Source organism: Burkholderia sp. AU28863 (genome assembly GCF_002223195.1).
Lineage (GTDB): Bacteria > Pseudomonadota > Gammaproteobacteria > Burkholderiales > Burkholderiaceae > Burkholderia > Burkholderia sola.
The window spans coordinates 56,967-75,987 of record NZ_NKFE01000008.1 but is presented as its reverse complement, the minus strand read 5'-3'; the positions used below and the strand labels follow the sequence as shown (position 1 = coordinate 75,987).

Here is a 19,021-nt window from a genome sequence, read left to right as displayed (position 1 = left end):
CGATGTTTTCCTGGTTCGACGATTCGACGAGACGATGCGGGCGGCCCCGCGGTCGCGCGCGCTCAAAGGACGATTTCCTTCTTCAGGTACAGCCGCTCGGACTGGATGTCGTGTGCGTGGCAGCGGGCGATCAGCTTGTCCGATTCGACGATCGGCAGCGAGGTCGGCGCGTATTCGATGCTGGAGATGAACTTGAGCCACGGCTCCGCGCCCATCGCATAGACGAACACCTGGCGCGGCGCGAAGCACTCGACCAGCGGCCACGCGCGCTCGCAGTCGGAGCCGTTCAGGCGGCGGTTCTGGTCGAACTGCCGCCCGAGCGGCTCGTTCAGGAGCGCGCCGTACAGCCAGGACATCGGCGCGCCTTCGCATTCCATGCCGATGAACAGCGTGCCGATCCGGCCGATGCGCTGCGCGATGCGCTGGTACAGCTCCGGCTGCAGGTTGTTCGAGTCGGCCGCGAACAGCAGGCTCTTGCCGTCCACCTTCAGCGCGAACGCCATCTTCGCGGCGATATGCAGATCGCCGTGCTCGCCGAGGAACGGCAGCGCGACGATCTCGCCGCCCGGCACGGGCACGCTGTCCAGCTCGCCGACCTCGATCACCCGCTCGAACCCGCACGCTTCGAGCGCGAGCCGGATCGACGGGTCCTGCAGGAACCCGCCGTGGCTGCGCGGCACCACCAGCGTGCCGATCCGGTGCCGTAGCTGGAGCAGGCTCTCGAGCACGATGTGATCCTGGTGGTTGTGGGTCAGCAGCACGTAATCGATGCGCTCGGGCAGATCCGCGAACGTGAACGGATCGTCGCCCTGGCCGAGCGGATAGCCGACGATCGGATCGGTCAGCAACGAGAATTCCGCGGTTTCGACCAGGACCGTCGCATGGTTGAAGTAGCGCACCCGCACCGGCTGCCCCGCGCGCGCCGGCGCCGACGGCGGGCGCGGCGGCGGCGCGTCGGTGAACCAGGTTTCGAGCGCCGTGCGCCGCGCGGCGCCGCCCTCCGCGTGCGCGAGCAGGCGGTCGATCAGGTCCGGCGCGGCGCCCGTGTGGCGGGCCGCGAACAGCTCGTCGTACAGCGCGTCGCGGAACGGCAGGCGGATCTGCACCATGTGCTCGTCCGGAAAGCGCGGCGTGCTCAGCATGAAGCTCCGGTCGTCGCTGGTCGCGAGGAAGCCGTTCACGCTCTGCAGCGCGTCGAGATAGCCGGCGCTGTCGTACAGCAGCCGCTCGAACAGCCGGTACGACGCGTGGCCGCGCAGGTCGTAGCCCAGCTCGACGAATCCCTTCAACGGCTCGGGCACCCGCGCATAGAGCGGCGACAGCGTATCGCCGCCCCCTTCCCGCGCGAGCAGTTGGTCGAGCTCGCGCAGCGCGTCCGCCAGCGCCAGCAGCGGCGCGGCGCGCGTGCGGGTCTCGCGGATCAGCGCGTCGACCGCCGGCACGAGCTCACGGCCGCCATTGAGAAACGGGCCGCCGGCCATCTTCGCGGCGGAGCGCCGATGCAGCTCCGGCGCGCGGATGAAGGATTCCATGATGCGCAGATGCACCTGCTTCATCACCAGCGCGCAGGTCGCGGGCTGCAGCAGGAAAGTCCACGCATACCATTGATTGATCAGCGGTTCGAAGACGACGTTCGGTTTCAGGTAGATCTGGGTCATGTCAGGAATGATCGTGTTCGACTACGGGAACGGCTGCGTCGGCGACATGCGCGAGCGCGGCCTCCATGTGTTCGCGCCACCGACGCAACAACTGTTCGGCGGTGGCGCGCGTGTGGACGGCGTCGCTGTAGCGGCACTCGAACGCGAGTTCGCCGTCGCCCGCGACGCAGACGAGGTTCAGCAGATGGGAGCGTTCGTCGCTCGCCGCGCGGTCCGCGCCCACCGCCTCGGTGGCGGCGGAGAACCACGCGGACGGACGCGCGGCGGCCGCCGACACGAAATCGACGCTGACCTGCGGCTGCACGCAGCGCCGCCACGCGTCGGGATCGACGCCGGCGGGCGGCGGCAGGTCTGCACCGCCCAGCGCCGCCAGCGGCAGCGCGGCGAGCGTCGTCTCCCATTCGCGCAGCGCGGCGACGCCCGGCACGCCGGCGTGATGCGGCAACAGCAGCGGCACGTCGCAGACGAAGCAGCCGACCGCGCGCTCGACCGCCGGCCCGTCGTCGAGCCAGTCGCGGCCGTGCCGGCCAAGATCGGCGACGACCGCGCCGCCCGCCCAGTCGGTGAGCGCGCGCGCCGCCGCCGCGATCGCGACGGTGGCGGCTTTCACGCGCAGGCGCTGCGGCACGACGGCCAGCAACCGTCGCGCCGCCTCGCCCGTCAGCCGGTCGCGCACGACCTGCTGGCTTGCCTCGGCGTTCGCGCCGGCTTCCGCGTGCCGATCCCGCGGCAGCGCGACGTTGGCCGCCATCGGCGCAAAGTACGCGGCGGTTTCGCCCGCCCGCCGCGCGGCCGCCATGCGTGCGTCGAGCGCGCGCAGATAGGCCGGATACGCCAGCGTCGGCGCGGCCACTGCCGGCGTCCGGCCGTTCGCATGCGCCGCATACGCATTGGCCAGGTCGTCCAGCAGCACCGCCCAGCCATGGCTGTCCGCGACGAGACCGTGCACGACGAGCAGCAGCCGGTCGCCGGCCGCGCCGCATCGGTAGTGCGCGATCCGCACCAGCGGCCCTTGCGCGAGATCGAAGCCCTGCTGCAGCGTCGTGCTGTGCGCGACGATGAAGCGCGCCGCATCGTCCGCCGCGAGGTCGTGGCTGCTGAAGCAGCGCTGCACGGCGTCCGTGTCCGCCGGCGCGACGCGGCCCGCCAGCGCGCTGCGATCGAATACGCAGCGCAGCCCCGGATGCGCGTCGAGCAGCGAGCGGAGCGCGGCCCGCAGCGCGTCGGCGTCGAGCGGCTGCGCAGCCTGAACGAGCAACGCGCGGTTCCAGTGGTGCGCATGCGGGCGTTGCAGCACGCGCCTTTGATACGGCGTCAGCGGGAACGCGGACACATCGTGCGCGTCCGGTCGCGCCGCCAGCGGCCGCAGGCAATCGGCCAGGTCCGCGAGGGTCGGGCTCGCGAAGAAATCCTGCGGGTCGACCGTCCAGCCGGCCCGGTTCAGCTGCGCGACGGCCCGCAGCACCAGGATGGAATCGCCGCCCAGCCCGAAGTAGTTGTCGTCGCGGCCGATCCGATCCAGCCGCAGCACGTCGCGCAGCACCGTCAGCAGCGCGCGCAGCGGCGGCGTGTCGTCGCCGTCCGCGGCCGCGGACGGCAGCACCGCCGTCGATACCCACTGGCGATCGATCTTGTCGCCGGACGTCTTGGGCAGCGACGGCACGATTGCCAGCGCATGCGGCACCAGATGCGCGGGCGCGACGCGGCGCAACGCGCGCAGCCGCTCGCGCGCCGCCTCGCGTGACGTGTCCGCCGCGCCCGATGCGTCTGAGCCGACCACGATGAACGCCTCCAGCCGCGGCGCCGGCGCGTCGGGTCCGCCCGACAGCCGCACCGCGGCCTCGCGCACGCCGTCCTGTTCGAGCAGCAGCGCTTCCACTTCGGCCAGATCGACACGAACGCCGCGCACCTTGATCTGGCGATCGCTGCGGCCGAGGTAGATCAGCGCGCCCTCGCCGTCGCGACGCACGAGGTCGCCGGTGCGATACATGCGCGCGCCCGGTTGCCCGGCGAACGGATCGGGCAGGAACGCGGCGGCCGTCTGGCCGGGCCGGCCCGGGTAGCCGCTCGCAAGTGCGCTGCCGCCGAGGTAGAGCTCGCCGCGGCACAGCGGCGGCACCGGTTGCAGGTGCGCGTCGAGCACATAGGCCGTGGTGCCGGGCAGCGGCGCGCCGATCGGCACGTCGCGTTCATCCGGGCGCGCGTCGGCCGGCACGTCGTGCACGACGGACGTGATCACGCTTTCCGTCAGCCCGTACGCGTTCATCAGCGCCACACGGCCGCCCGTCACGGCGCGCCATGTCTGCACGGCCGCGAGCGGCACCGTCTCGCTGCCCGTCACGACCAGCCGCAGCCGCGCAGGCAGCGCGGCCTCGCCGAGCCCGATCGCACGCACCCATTCGCGCCAGAACGACGCGGGCAGGTTGAGCACGGTCGCGCGCTGCAGGTCGAGCAGGCCGCTGAACGCGCCGAGCGTCGGCCATGCCGCGCGCTCGAGCAGCAGCAGGCAGGCGCCGGCGGACAGCGTCGTGAAGATTTCCTCGATCGACACGTCGAACGCGAGCGACGAGAACTGCACCACCCGGTCGTCGGCCGTCATGCGATACGCGGCGCACAGCGCCTGGATCTTGTGCGCGACCGCCCGATGGCTGACGTCGACGCCCTTCGGCACGCCGGTCGAACCGGACGTGAACAGCGTATACGCGGCCTGTTGCGGATCGATACGTGCGGGCGGCGCGCCGGCGGACGCGTCGCCAAGCGCGGCGAACGCGATCGTCGCGCAGCCGGGCCACGTCGGCGGCGCCGCCGTCGCGTCGTGCACGAGCAGCACCGGCGCCGCTTGCGACAGGATCGCGTGCTGCCGCGCGGCCGGCGCGGCGGGATCGAGCGGCAGGTAGGTCGCCCCGATGCGCAGCACGCCGAGCAGCGCCACCAGTGCGTCGAGCCCCATCGGCAAGCACAGCGCGACGCGATCGCCGGCGCGGACACCGCGCGCGTGCAGCGCGCCCGCGACCTGCTCAACCCGCGCCCGCAGCGCCGCGTAACTGAGTGTTTCGTGCGCGGTGGCGACCGCCGGCGCGGCGTTGCCGTCCGTCAGCGTGCCCGACAGCAGCGACACGAGGTCGGACGCCGCCCACGACGACACGTCGGCCACCCCGGACGCCGCCTGCCAGGCCTGCCGCTGCGCGGCCGACAGCACGCCCGCGTCGCCGAGCGGCGCATCGTCGGGCAGCGTCAGCAGCAGGTCCAGCGCGGCCTGGAACTGTTCGATCACCTCGTCGGCCTCGCCACGCTCCAGCGCGCCGTCGCGGGTCAGCAGCACGCCGCCGTAGCCCGCGCCGTCGCGATGCAGGTTCATCGTCAGGTCGTATTCGGTTTCCGTTTCCGGCGTGTCCTCGAACGCGACGTCCAGCCCGCCGATCCGCACATGGCGAACCGGCGCCTCCTGCATCGAGAACACCACCTGGAACAGCGGCGTCAGCGACGTGTCGCGCGGGCCCGCGAAGCGCTCGACCAGCTTTTCGAACGGATAGTCCTGGTGCGCGTGCGCGGCCATCACGCAGTCGCGCACCCGCTCGATCCACGCCCGCGCGCGGCTCGCTGCCGGAAACGCCACGCGCAGCGCGAGCAGGTTGACGAAAAAGCCGACGAGCCCTTCGGTGCGGCTCGACGCGCGGTTGGCGACCGGCGAGCCGACCACCAGGTCGCGCTGCCCGGTGCGCCGCGACAGCATCAGCAGGAACGCGGACAGAAACACGACGTACGGCGTCGTCCGCAAGCGCCGCGCCAGCGCGTCGACCTGCCGCGCACGCTCGGCATCCACCGCGACGCGGCCGCTGTGCGCGAGACGCCCCGGCGTGCGTGCGCGACGTCGATCGCCGCCGAGGTCGAGCACCGGCGCGCCGTCCAGGTGCGCCCAGAACGCCTCGTGCGCCGCGTAGTGTCCGGCGGCGAACCGCGTCGCCTGCTCCTCGCTGTAGTCCGCGTAATCCCATGCGGGCGGTTCGGTATCCGGCGCGCCGCCCTGGCTCGCCGCGCCGTACAGCGACGCGAGATCCTGCGCGATCAGCCGGAACGACCAGCCATCGACGACGATGTGATGGAACGACATCAGCAGGCACGCGCGGCGCGGCCCGAGTTCGAGCAGCCGTGCGCGAAACAGCGGCGGCCGCGCGAGATCGAACGGCTCCGCCCGCAGCGCGTCGCGATGCTGCGCGATGAACGCGCGCAGTGCGTCCTCCGTGCCGCCTGCGTACGCATGGATCGACAGCGCGACCGTCGCGTCGGCATGCACGTGCTGCTCGCCGTCACCGTCCGGTCCTTCGTGGAACGACGTGCGCAGCGCCGGATGGCGCGCGACCAGCCCCTCGAGCGCCGCGTGCAGCGCGGCGCGGTCGAGCTCGCCGTGCAGGTGCAGGCATTGCGGCAGATGGAAGACCGAACCGCCCATGCCGAGCCGTTCGAGCGTCCACAGCCGGCGCTGCTGGAACGACATCGGCGCGCGGCGCGGCCCCGCGCCCGGCAGGCCGTCCGGTGTCGTTGCCGCCTGCATGGCAGGCGGCGTCGGTTCGGACTGCACGCGAATCGCGCGAGCCAGCCCGTCGATCGTCGGCGCACCGAAGAACGCGTCGAGCGTCAGCTCCGCCTTCAGGCGCTCGTGAATTCGCGTGAGCACGCGCCCGGCCAGCAGCGAATCGCCGCCCAACTCGAAGAAATCGTCGGTCGGCGCGATCCGCTCATGGCCGAGGCACTCGGTCCAGATACGCGTCAATGCATGCCGCACGTCGTCGGTTTCGGCCGACGCAGCGGGCGCGGTGTCGACCGCGGCCGGCGCAGCAACCGCTGCGATCGACGGGGGCAACGCCTCCGGCTGCACGCGCGCGATGTGCTGTGCCGGCAGCCAGTGACGCGTCCGCTCGAACGGATAGCCCGGCAACGGCAGGCGCTTGCGGCGCTCGCCCGCGTAGGCGTCGCGCCGTGTCAGCCGCGCGCCCTTCGCCCACAGCCGCCCGTAGCCGGCGAGCAACGTAACCATCGTGCGCGGCGTGCGTTCCGTGAAGGTCGCCAGCACCGCGTCGGCCGGCGCGCAGCGATGCGCGCGCACCAGCGCCGCCAGCACGTCGCGCGGGCCGATCTCGACCCACAGCGCATCGCCCAGCGCCGCCAGTGTTCGCACGCCTGCCGAGAAGCGCACCGTGCCGAGCACGTGCGCGGCCCAGTACGCCGGATCGGTGGCGCGCGGCGCGTCCAGCAGCGTGCCGTCGAGGTTGGAAATCAACGGGATGCGCGGCGCATGCAGCGTCATCGTCGCGGCATGCGCGTGCACGCGCGCCGCCGCGTCCGTCATCATCGGCGAGTGGAACGCATGCGACGACGCGAGCCGCGCATGCGCGACACCGGCGTCGCGCAGGTGCGCCGCGAACGCGTCGACCGCATCCACCGGGCCGGACACCACGCATTGCAGCGGCCCATTGACCGCCGCGATGGCGAGCGTCGGCGGCAATTGCGCGGTCAGCTCGTCTTCCGCGATCGATATAGACAGCATCGCGCCGGCCGGTTGCGCCTGCATCGCCGCCGCGCGCGCCGCCACGAAGCCGACCGCGTCGTCGAGCGAGAACACGCCCGCGCAGCACGCGGCGACCAATTCGCCGAGGCTGTGGCCGATCAGGTAATCCGGCGTCACGCCCAGCGCTGCCCACGCCTGATACAGCGCGTACTCGTACGCGAACAGCAGCGGCTGCACCAGCGCGGTGTCGGTGGTGCTCGCGTCGCCCAGCAGGTAAGGTTCGAGCGCGAGCCCGGCCGTGCTCGCGAACCGCCCGCACACCTGGTCGAGCGCCGCGCGGAACACCGGATTCTCGCGATGCAGGTCGCGCGCCATCCCGGCGGCCTGCGCGCCCTGCCCGGTGAACAGGAAGATCACCGGACGCGCGGACGGCGCGTCGTCGGCGGCCGGCGACACGCCCGCCGCCAGCGCGTCGAGCGCCGTGTCGCGCGACTCGGCGACCACGAACGCGCGGCATGCGTGGTCCTGCCGGGCGGCCTGCAGCGTGTACGCGACGTCGGCCAGCGCCCATTCCGGGTGGCGGCGCAGCGCGGCGGCGAGGCCGTCCGCCGCGCGCCGCAGCCCGTCCGGCGTGGCGGCCGACAGCCGCAGGCAATGCGCGGCGGCGGCCGTCGGCGCGTCCGCCTCGGGCGGCGCGGCTTCCAGGATCACGTGCGCGTTGGTCCCGCCGATGCCGAACGAACTGACGGCCGCGCGGCGCGGCGCGCCGCCGTCCGGCCAGTCGGTCGCTTGCGCGGTGATGCGGAAGGCCGCGTCATCGAGTTCGAGCAGCGGGTTGGGCGTATCGAAGTGCAGCGTGCCCGGCACCTTGCCGCGCTCGAGCGCGAGCGCCGCCTTGATCACGCCCGCGAGCCCCGCCGCGCTGTCCAGATGCCCGACGCTCGTCTTGACCGCGCCGAGCACGCGCGGCGCACGTGCCGGATGCTGGCCGTAGGTCGCCTTCAGCGCGGCCATTTCGATCGGGTCGCCGAGCAGCGTGCCGGTGCCGTGCGTCTCGACATAGCCGACCGACGCGGCATCCACGCCCGCGTCCGCCAGCGCGGCGCGAATCACCCGTGCCTGGCCGGCAGGGCTCGGCGCGGTGTAGCCGGCCTTGTCGTGACCGTCGTTGTTGATCGCGGAGCCCTTGACGATCGCATACACGTGATCGCCGTCGCGGCGCGCGAGATCGAGCCGCTTCAGCACGACCGCCCCCGCGCCGCTGCCCTCCACGGTGCCGCTCGCGGCCGCGTCGAACGCGCGGCAATAGCCGTCCGCGGAAAAGATCCCGCCGGTACGGTGCAGATAGCCCGGCACGCCGTCGACGCCGATCGACGCCGCGCCCGCGAGCGCGAGTTCGCAGTCGCCCTGCGCGACTGCGCGCGCGGCCATGTGCAGCGCGACCAGCGACGTCGAGCACGCGGTGTTCAGCGTGAGCGCGGGGCCGGTGAGATTCAGCCGGTAGGCGATCTGCGTCGCGGCCTGGTTCAGCACGTTGATCTGGTACAACCCGAGCGCGTCGACCGCGTCGCGGTTGCCGAGCACGTGGTTCGCGAGGTACTGGCTCGCGCCGACGCCGACGTAGACGCCCACGTCGCGCGCGGGGCCGGGCCCGGCGTAACCGGCGTCCTCGAGTGCGCGATAGCTTTCCTCCATCAGCTTGCGCTGCTGCGGATCCATGATTTCGGCTTCGCGCGGCGTATAGCCGAAGAACGCGGCGTCGAAACAGTCCGGATCGCGAATCAACCCGCGCGCGGCGACGAAGCGCGGATTGCCGAGCAGCTCGTCCGGCACGCCGAGCGCGCGCAGCCGCGCGTCGTCGAGCCGGGTGATGCCGTCCTCGCCCGCGAGCAACATGCGCCAGAACTGCTCGACGTCGTCCGCGCCCGAGACGGTCGCGCTCATCCCGATGATCGCGACGTCGCGGCTGTCGACCTGCGACGCGCGTGCGGCCTCGGCCGTGCCGCCGGCATCGGCCGCCGGCTCGCCGGACGCCGACAGCCAGCCGGCCAGTGTGCGAATCGTCGTGTAGCGGAACAGGTGATCGATGTCGACGTCGCGGCCGAATTCGCTGCGCAGCCGCGCCTGGCACTGGATCAGCGCGAGCGAGTGGCCGCCGGCGTCGAAGAAGTTGGTGTCCGGATCGATCTCGGCGAGGCCGAGCACGTCGCGCCAGATCGCCGCGACCGCGGCCTGCGCGTCGCCGGGCGCGCGGCGCGCGGCGCCGGCGGGGACGGCGCGATCGGCGACGCTCGCCGCATCGAGCGGCCAGTCGGCCAGCCTGAGGCGATCGATCTTGCCGCTGCCGGTCATCGGCATCGCGTCGAGCACGACGATCCGGTCGGGCACCATGTACGGCGGCAGCGCCTGTTGCGCATGCGCCTTCAGCGCGCCGTCCGGCAGCGTGCCCGCCGCCTGCACGAACGCACAGAGCACGGCGCCCGCGCTACCCGAACGCGCCAGCACCGCGACCTTGGCGACGCCGGGATGGCGGCCCAGCACCGATTCGACTTCGCCCGTCTCGATGCGGAAGCCGCGCACCTTGACCTGCTGGTCGTCGCGGCCCACGAATTCGATGTCGCCGTGGCGATCGAAGCGGGCGAGGTCGCCGGTACGATACAGCACGCGATCCGCGTCGCCCGTCGCATACGGGTTCGGCACGAAACGCTCCGCGCTCAGTTCGGGCCGGTTCAGGTAGCCCGACGCCAGCGCGCGCCCGGAGAGGTACAGCTCGCCCGTCACGCCGATCGGCAACCGGGCGAGCTCGGGCGACAGGATATGCGTGCCGACGTCGCCCACCGCGCGACCGATCAGCACCGGGCCGCTCGTGCAACGCCACACGGTTGCGTAGATGCTGGCCTCGGTCGGGCCGTATGCGTTGAACAGCGGCGCGTGCGGCAGCACGCGCGCCGCCAGCTCGACGGTCGCGGGCAGCAGCGGCTCGCCGGCGGCGAACACCGCGCGCAGCGGGTTCGCCGCGCCGGCGTCGAGCGATTGCAGGAACAGGTGCAGCATCGACGGCACGAAATTGACCACCGTCACGCGATGCTGCTCGATCGCGCGCTGCAGGTAGCGCGGATCGTACTGGCCGTCCGGCCGCGCGATCACGATCGCGGCGCCCTTCATCAACGGCCACAACATTTCGGTGAGCGACACGTCGAACGATTGCGCGGTCTTCCACAGCACGCGGTCGCCCGCGGCGAGCGGATAGGTGTCGGCAAGCGCATCGAACAACGCGAGGATGCCTTCCTGGCGGCACAGCACGCCCTTCGGCGTGCCGGTCGAGCCGGACGTATAGAGGATGTAGGCGGGCTCGCCTGGGCTGACGCGCGGCGCGGCGGCCAAGGTGGCGTGGCTCGCTTGCGCCAGCGCCGCCAGCTCGACGAAACGCACGCCGCACGCACGCAGGCAGGCGGGCGCGGCGGCATCGCCGACGATCGCCGCCGGGCGCGCGTCGTCCACCATGAAGCGATGGCGCGCTTCCGGCAACGCGGGATCGAGCGGCAGATACACGGCGCCGATCCGGAACAGCGCGAGCACCGTCTGCAGCGTCGCCGCCGAGCGGCCCGCGCAGACCGCCACGACGTCGCCCTGCCGCACGCCCAGCGCGGCGAGCGCCGCCGCGCGCCGGTCGCACTGCTCGAGCAGCGCCGCATAGGTCGTCTCGCCCGCGTCGTCGATCAACGCGACGGCGTCCGGCGCGGCAGCCGCGCACGCGGCGAGACGCTCGCCGACGCTCGCGCCCACCGGCAGCCCCGGCTTCGGCGTCGCCCACTCGTCCAGCCGCGCGAGCGTGGCCGGCGGCAGCCAGGTCGCCGCGGGCGCACCGGCGAGCCGCCGCAGCGCCTCGTGCTCGGCGTGCACGATGTCTTGCGCGTCGGCACGCCGCAGGCTGTCGGCCCGATAGCCGACGATGCAGCGCAGCCGCTGGTCGCTCGCGGAGACGGAGAAATCGACCTGCACCGGAAAGCTGTTGACCGCGTGGCCGTCGCGGCCCGCCAGCATCCGCACGTCCGCGTCGTCCAGCTCGCGCAGCACGTGGAAGCTCGTGAAATTGAACAGCACCTCGCCGAGTTCGATCCCGCTGTTGTCCTGCCGGATCTGCTGCGACGGATAAAAACGATGCCGGAAAATGCCCGACTCGATCTCGAATACCTGCCGCACCTGCGCGACCGGCGATGCGTCGCCGTCGAGCGCCGCGCGCACCGGCACCGAATTCAGGAACAGCCCGACCGCGCGCTCCGCATGCTCGGTCTCGGGCCGCACGTGCGTCACCATCGACGTCAGCACGTCGCGCCGCCCGCTAAGCGCCTGCAGCGCGCGCAGATGGGCGGCGAGCAGCACGCTCTTGAGCGGCACGTTCGCGTCGCGCGCAAGCGCACGCAGCGCCGCCTCCAGTTCGACGGGGATCTCGACCTCCAGATAATCCACACGCTCGTCTGCCGCGTCGGCCGTCAGAGGCGCGCGGCGCAGCGACAGCGCCTGTGCGCCGTCGAGCTGGCCGCGCCAGAAATCGCGTTCGGCCGGATCGGCGAGCGCGGCTTGTTCGCGCTCGATGAAATCGCGGTAACCGGCCTGCACCGGCTCGTCGCTCTGCCCGCTCTGCCCGCTCTGCCCGCTCTGCCCGCTCTGCCCGCTCTGCCCGTTCTGCCCGTTCTGCCCGTTCTGCCCGTCTTGCCCGTTCTGCGCGCCCGCCAGGCCCGCCGTGTAGAGCCGGATGAATTCGGCGGTCAGCGCGGCCTCGCTCCAGCCGTCGAGTATCGCGTGATGGAAGCTCCATACCAGCTTGAAGCGCTGCGCCGCCAGCTTGAACACGAAGCAGCGGAATAGCGGCGCGGCGGCGACGTCGAACGCGGCGAACCGCTCGCCGTCCATGAACGCGGCGATCCGGGCGGCTTGCGCCGCCGCATCGAGTGCAGTCAGGTCGGTGATCGCCAGCGGAATGCGCGCCGCGTCGAACACGAGCTGCAGCGGCACGCTGAACCCTTCCATCCGCAGCGCGGTGCGCAACGCCGGATGACGCGCCGACAGCCGGTCGAGCGCATGCGCGACGCAGGCTTCGTCGCACGCATACGCGACCTCGTAGCCGATCACGTCGTGGTACAGGCTCGAGCGCTCGTGCCGCAGGCTGTGATACAGCATCCCCAGTTGCAGGCGGCTGAGCGGATACGCGTCGACGACGCCGGCCGGCAGCCGCGCGCGGTCCGCGTCGCTCGTCAGCGGCGCCCGCGGTGCGGCGGCCTCGGCCGGCGCGCCCGCGCTAGCATCCGCACCTGCACCCGCGCCGGCGCGGCGCTGCCGCTCGATGTGCTCGCCCAGCGTACGCACGCTCTGGTGGACGAACAGGTCCTGGATCTCGAATTCGAGCCCGTGGCGCTGCGCCTGCGCCTTCAGCCGGATCGCCAGCAGCGAATCGCCGCCGAGATCGAAGAAACCGTCGTCGAGGCCGAACCCGCTGCGGCCCAGCACGTCTTCCCACAACGCGCGCAGGATGCGCTGCGTGTCGGTCAGCGTCTCGGGCGCCGTTTCCGCGGCCGCCTCCTGCGCAGGCGCGAGCCGCGCGAGCGCAGCCCGGTCCACCTTGCCGTTCGCCGTCAGCGGAATGTGCGGCACCGCGTGGAAACGCGCCGGCACCAGGTGATCCGGCAGCGATGCCCGCAACTGCGCGCGCAGGCCGGCTTCGTCCGGCACGTCCGCTCCCGCGCCGGGGCTGGCGGTCCAGTACGCGACGAGTTGCTTGTCGCCCTGCGGCGTCGCGTCGACCGTCACGACGGCGGCCTGCACGCCGCGGCATGCGGCCAGCGCCGCCTCGATTTCCGCAGGCTCGATCCGGTAGCCGCGCAGCTTCACCTGGCGGTCGCGCCGGCCGAGGTAATGCAACGCGCCGTCATGTGCCCAGTAGCCGACGTCGCCGCTGCGGTACATGCGGGCGCCCGGCTCGCCGCCGTATGGATCGGGCACGAACGCGGCCGCGGTCAGGTCCGGCCGGTTCGCGTAGCCGTGCGCGACGCCGAGCCCCGCGATGTAGATGTCGCCCGCCGCGCCGGGAGGCAGCGGATTCAGCGCGTCGTCGAGCACGTACACCGACGTGCCCTGGATCGGCATGCCGATCGGCACCGTGCGCCCCGCCGCCGGCGCACCACGCACCGGGTACGCTGTCGCGAACGTCGTGGTCTCGGTCGGCCCGTAGCCGTTGACAACCTGCCCGTGTTCGAGCAGCGCGCGGGCGCGCTCTACGTGCGGCAGCGACAGCACGTCGCCGCCGCAGACGAGGTAGCGCAGCCGCCGCAGCGCGTCCGGCGCGTGATCGACCATCGCCGCGAACAGGCCGCTCGTCAGCCACAGAATCGTCACGCGCGCGTCGACCAGCAACGGCCCGAGCTGGTCCAGCGACGCGTCGCGTCCGGCCGGCACCACGAGCGACGCACCGTTCAGCAGCGCGGTCCAGATCTCGAAGGTCGACGCGTCGAACGCGGTCGGCGCGAACTGCAGGAACACGTCGTCCGGCGTCACGTCGAGATAAGTCGGGCGGTACGCGAGCCGCAGGATCGCCCGTTGCGGCACGATCACGCCCTTCGGACGATCGGTGGTGCCCGACGTGTACATCAGGTACGCCGGCATCTGCGCCGGCAGCCCGCTCGCGACGAACGCGCCGTCTCGCGCGGCGATCTCGTCGTCGTGGTCCTCGAGGACGATCAGGTTCAGATAGCCGTCACGCAGCGCATCGGTGCGCGCCACCACGTCCTCGCGCGTGACGATCACGCTCGCCTGGCTGTCGTCGAGCAGGAATCGCAGCCGGTCCGCCGGATAGCGGCTGTCGAGCGGCACATACGCGCAGCCCGCGTTGAGCACCGCCAGCATCGCGACGATCAGCTCCGCGCCCGGCTCGAGACACAGGCCGACGGTCGAGCCCGGCGACACGCCGAGATCGCGGAGGTGATCCGCCAGCCGGTTCGCGCGGGTGTTCAGCGCGTGGTAGTCGAGCGTCGCGTCGCCGTGGCTAATCGCCGGGCGCCCCGGATGCTGCCGCGCAAGCGCGTCGATCACCGCGCCGATCGAGTCGGGCAGCGGCTGCCCGAGCGGCCGGCTCTGCCAGCCGCGCAGCGCGTCGAGCGTCGCCGCGTCGCCGCGCGCGAGCGTGCCGAACGGCACGTCCGGCTGCGCGGTCAGCGCGTCGAGGTACTGCACGTAGGTGCGCGACAGCCGCTCGATATCGGCGGCCTCGAACAGGTCGGTGCGGAACACCGTGCAGCAGCGTACGGCATCGGACGTCAGCTCGGCGAACAGCGTCAGGTCGAACTGGGCGTAGCGGTACAGGTCGTCGCGCACCGTCATCGCCGGCATCCCGGCCGCCATCGCCGGCTCGGCGGCGCCGGGCACCGCGCCTTTCGTGTCCTGCAGCACGAAGTTGACCTGGAACAACGGGCTGCGCGCGGAATCGCGCGCGACGCCGACCTGCTCGACCACCTGGTCGAACGACACCGCCTGATGCCGCAGCGCGTCGGCGACGGTGTCGCGCTCGCGCTCGACCAGCGCGGCGAACGTCGCGCAACCTTGCCGCGCGGTGCGCAACGCGAGCAGGTTCGCGAAGAAGCCGACGATACGCTCGCTGCCCGGATGCACGCGGTTCGATGCGGTCGTGCCGATGCAGAAGTCGTCCTGGCCGGCGTAGTCGCCGAGCAGGCAGCGCCACGCGGCCAGCATCACCGTGAACAGCGTGCCGCCCTGCCGCCGCGCCAGCGCCTCGGCCCGCGCGCGCACGGCGGCGGGAATCGCAAAGAACACCAGTTCGCCGTCGTGCGCACGCCGTGCCGGGCGCGGCAGCGCGAACGGCAATTCGAGCGTCGTCGCACCCGTCAGCCGGCCCTGCCAGTAGGCGAGGCTCGGCGCGCTGTCCGCGGCGCTGCGCGCCTGCTGCCACAGCGCATAGTCCGCATACTGCGGCGCGTCGCTGGCGGGCGGCTCCGGCGCGCGGCCCGCCAGCCGCGCCGCATAGGCCGACCACCAGTCGGCCAGCATCAGTTCCAGCGACCATCCGTCGACGATCAGGTGATGGGCGGTCAGCACGAGAATCTGCCGGGCGTCGCCGGGACGATGCAGCGACACGCGCAGCAGCGGCCCGTGCGCGAGGTCGAACGGCTGCGCGATTTCGGCCGTGATCGCGCGGGCGATCTCCGCGTCGGTCGCATCCGCCGCGTGCCGATGCACCGGCAGCGACGGGGCCAGCTCGGAATGCACGCGCTGGTACAGGCGGCCGTCGCGCTCGTCGAACGTCGTGCGCAGCGCCTCGTGCCGCGCCACCACGTCGCGCAGCGCCGCGTGCAACGCCGTTTCGTCGAGCGTGCCCGCGATCTCCAGCACGTGCGGCACGTGGAAATGGCCGGCGCCGCCGCTGATCGCCATCTGCACCCACATCCGCAACTGCTCCGCCGACGCGGGCAGGTCCGCCGGCCGTGCCTGGCGGGTGATCGCGTCGCGGCTACCCGCGCCACGTTGCCTGCCGAATGCTTCGAGCAATTGGCGACGCTTGTTTTCGGTGGAATCGTTATGCGACATCAAACCAGCTCTCCCGACGATGAAAACACTGTAAGTAGTTCGTCCATGTCGTCCGGCGCGAGACGATCGAGCAGCGCGTCGAGGCGGTCCTCCTGCTGGGCCTTCTGGCCGAGCGCCACCAGCACTTGCGCGCTGAACCGGTCGAGCTGCGGCGCGCCGAACAGCAGCGGCGGCGACAGCAGCAACCCGTAGCGGCCATTGAGGCGCCCGATCAACTGGATCGCTTGCACGGAACTGCCGCCGAGCATGAAAAAATGGTCGTCCGGTCCGATATCGGCGATGTCCAGCACGGCCGACCACTCCGCGGCGACCTCGGCCTGGAACGGCGTCTTCGTGCGCACGTCGGCGCCGTGCGCGCGCGTCTCGAGCGCCGCGTCGGCGAGCTGGGCCAGGCGCTTGCGGTCGATCTTGCCGGCCGGCAGCAGCGCGATGCGCTCCACCACGTCGATGCGCGCCGGACGCATCGCGTCGGGCAGCCGTGCGGCCAGCTCCGCGTGCAACGCGTCGACCGGCCAGTTGTCCCACCCCGCGGCCGGCTCGACGAATGCGTGCAGCAGCCGCACGCGCCCCTGCACCCGCACCGGCACCACCGCGCACTGCGCGATGCCCGGCAGCGCCAGCAGGCACGCCTCGATCTCGCGCAACTCGATCCGGTTACCGTTGAGCTTGACCTGCTCGTCGCGCCGGCCGAGGTAATGCAGCTCGCCGTGCTCGCCGAACATCGCGATGTCGCCGGTGCGGTACATGCGTGCACCCGGACGGCCCGCGTACGGATCGGGCACGAAGCTCGCCGCGGTGAGATCCGGGCGGCCGACGTACCCTTGCGCGAGGCCCGCGCCGCCGATGTACAGCTCGCCCGCGCTGCCGGGCGCGCACGGCTCGAGGCCCGCGTCCAGCACGTACAGCGACACGTTGTCGATGGGCCGGCCGATCGGCACGCCGGCGCGCGCATGAGCGTCGCCCGGCGTGCAATGCCACACGGTCACGTCGATCGCGGCCTCGGTCGGCCCGTACAGGTTGACGAGCCGTACCCCCGGCAGCAGCCGGTGGAAGCGCTCGGCCTGCTCGGCGAGCAATGCCTCACCACTGCAGACGACCAGTGCGAGATCCGGGAAGACCTGCCCGGGCGCCGTATCCAGGAACGCGTTCAGCATCGACGGCACGAAGTGGGCGACCGCGATGCGCGCATCGCGCAGCAGCACCGCGAGCCCGGCCGGGTCCTTGTGCAGCCCGGGCGGTGCGATCACCAGCGCATGGCCGCGCTGCAACGTCCACAGGAATTCCCAGACCGACACGTCGAAAAAGTACGGCGTCTTCTGCAGCACGCGCACCGGCGCGGTGTCGGGCAGCAGCGAACCGTGCCAGTCGAGCCGGTTGACCAGCGCGCGATGGGTGTTGGCGACGCCCTTCGGCGTGCCGGTGGAGCCGGACGTGTAGATCACGTACGCGATCCCGTCGGGGTGAATGCGTTGCGGTGGCAGCGGTTCGGCGGCGAGCCAGATCGCGCGCTCGTCGAGCGCATGCCGTGCGACCGGCCCGGCGGGCAGGTCCGTCAGCAGGTGCCGCTGCGTGAGCAGCAGCGCGAGGCCCGCATCGTCGACGATGCGCCGCAACCGGTCCGGTGGCGCGGCGGGATCGAGCGGCACGTAGGCCGCGCCCGCGCGCATCACCGCGAGGATCGCCAGCACCATCTCCGTCGAGCGCTCGCAGCACAGCCCGACGAGTGCTCCCGGCGTCACGCCGCGCGCCGCGAGAAAGCCCGCGAGCCGGGCCGACATCGCATCGAGTTCGCGATAGGTCAGTTGCTCCGCGCCGAACCGGACGGCCGGCGCATCCGGCGTCGCGGCGCACTGCGCGGCGAAGCGGGCCGGCCAGTCCGTCGCGTCGATCGGGCGCACGGGCCCGTGCCAGTATTGCGCGAGCCGTGCGCGCTGCTCGGGCGCCAGCAGGTCGACCGCGAGCGCCGGCTGCGCCTCGTCGTCCAGATACGCGCGCAGCAGCCGGCCGAAGCGCGCGGCGAATTCGCCGGCCTGCGCCGGTGGCAGGCAGCCGGTGTCGTATTCGAGATTCACGTGCAGGCCGTCGTGCGTCAGCTGATACGCGAAGTTCAGGTCGAACGGCCGCTCGGCGGCGACCACCGGCAGCAATTCCGCGTGCACGCCGTGGAAGGCGAGCGGCGCATCCTGCACGAAGAACGCTTCCGTCACGCCGACGTTGAAGACGGGCGTGTCGGCCAGCGAACGCGAGCGCCGCAGCGCCGTCACGAGGTCGGTCAGCGACAGCTGCTGATGGCGCTTGCTTTCCGCGCGCCGGGCGGTGGTCCGCGCGACGATGTCGCGGAACGTGTCGCCCGGCCGTAGAGAAAAGCGCATCGGCAGGTTGTTGACGAAGCATCCGCTGGCGTCGTGAAACCCCGGCGAGCGCATGTTGACGGGATAGGTCACGACCAGTTCGCGCACGTCCTGCCAACGGGCCAGCGCGATCGCGAACAGGCTCGACAGCACGAGAAACGGCGTCGAGCGGCTCGCGCGGGCCCGTGCGCGCAGTCGGCGAGTCGTGTCCGCGTCGAAACGCATCGGGTGGATGCGCGCGTCGCGCGGCCCCGCCGCTGCCGCCGCCGTGTCGAACTCGACCCCGAGCGGCGCATGCGCGAGCGCGCCGAGCCAATAGGCCAGATCTTCGTCGTAGCGCGGCGACGCGCGGTACGCGGCTTCGAACGCGAGCTGCTCGCCGAGATCCCGCAACGTGCACGCGGGCGCCGGACCCGCGCCGAGCGCGTGGTTGTACAGCGCCGTCAGCCGCTGGTTGATGTACACCGCCGAAAACGCATCGGAGATGATGTGCGGAAAGCTGAGCACGAGCCGGTGCGCATCGGCATCCTCGCGCAGCAGGCCAAAGCGGAACAGCGGCGCGTCGTCGAGCGCGAACACGTGCGCCGCGCGCGCGGCGATCCATGCGTCGGCCTCGGCGGCGTCCAGCGACGGCGCCGCCCGCGCGTCGCGATAGTCGAGCGCGACCGTCACCCGGTCGTGCACGTCCCGCACCACGCGAGTGCCGTCCATCCGGAACGTGCTGCGGCATCCTTCGTCGTGCTCATGGACGAACGCGTCCAGTGCGCGCCGCAGCGCATCGCGATCCAGCGGCCCCGACAGGCGGTAGACGAGCGCGGTCGTGTAGGCCGACGAGTGCGGATTGAGCTGCCACTCGAGCCAGAAGCGGTACTGATAGGCTGAAAGCGAAGTGGTACGCATGGTAGCCCCTG

3 protein-coding genes are annotated in these 19,021 nt (G+C 72.2%); all 3 read right to left on the bottom strand.

Annotation, left to right across the window (positions count from 1 at the left end; translation table 11 throughout):
- Positions 1-62: 62 nt before the first annotated feature.
- Genes CFB81_RS30175 through CFB81_RS30165 form a run of 3 tightly spaced genes read right to left on the bottom strand, consistent with a single transcriptional unit; the run spans position 63 to position 19,010 of the window.
- The gene (locus CFB81_RS30175; RefSeq protein WP_256976382.1) at positions 63-1,658 is read right to left on the bottom strand and encodes an MBL fold metallo-hydrolase; all 1,596 of its coding nucleotides are present in this window, start codon (positions 1,656-1,658) and stop codon (positions 63-65) included.
- Position 1,659: 1 nt separating this feature from the next.
- Positions 1,660-15,759 carry a hybrid non-ribosomal peptide synthetase/type I polyketide synthase gene (locus CFB81_RS30170; RefSeq protein ID WP_089437605.1) on the bottom strand — a complete coding sequence of 4,700 codons (14,100 nt, stop codon included), beginning with the start codon at positions 15,757-15,759 and terminating at the stop codon, positions 1,660-1,662.
- Complete coding sequence (locus CFB81_RS30165) at positions 15,759-19,010, bottom strand: non-ribosomal peptide synthetase (protein WP_089437604.1); 3,252 nt, start codon at positions 19,008-19,010, stop codon at positions 15,759-15,761. The genes CFB81_RS30170 and CFB81_RS30165 overlap by 1 nt, the downstream gene beginning before the upstream one ends.
- Positions 19,011-19,021 lie beyond the last annotated feature (11 nt).

Coding starts and splice junctions, on each gene's coding strand:
- CFB81_RS30165 (WP_089437604.1), bottom strand. CDS start 19,010: ATGCGTACCACTTCGCTTTCAGCCTATCAGTACCGCTTCTGGCTCGAG.
- CFB81_RS30170 (WP_089437605.1), bottom strand. CDS start 15,759: ATGTCGCATAACGATTCCACCGAAAACAAGCGTCGCCAATTGCTCGAA.
- CFB81_RS30175 (WP_256976382.1), bottom strand. CDS start 1,658: ATGACCCAGATCTACCTGAAACCGAACGTCGTCTTCGAACCGCTGATC.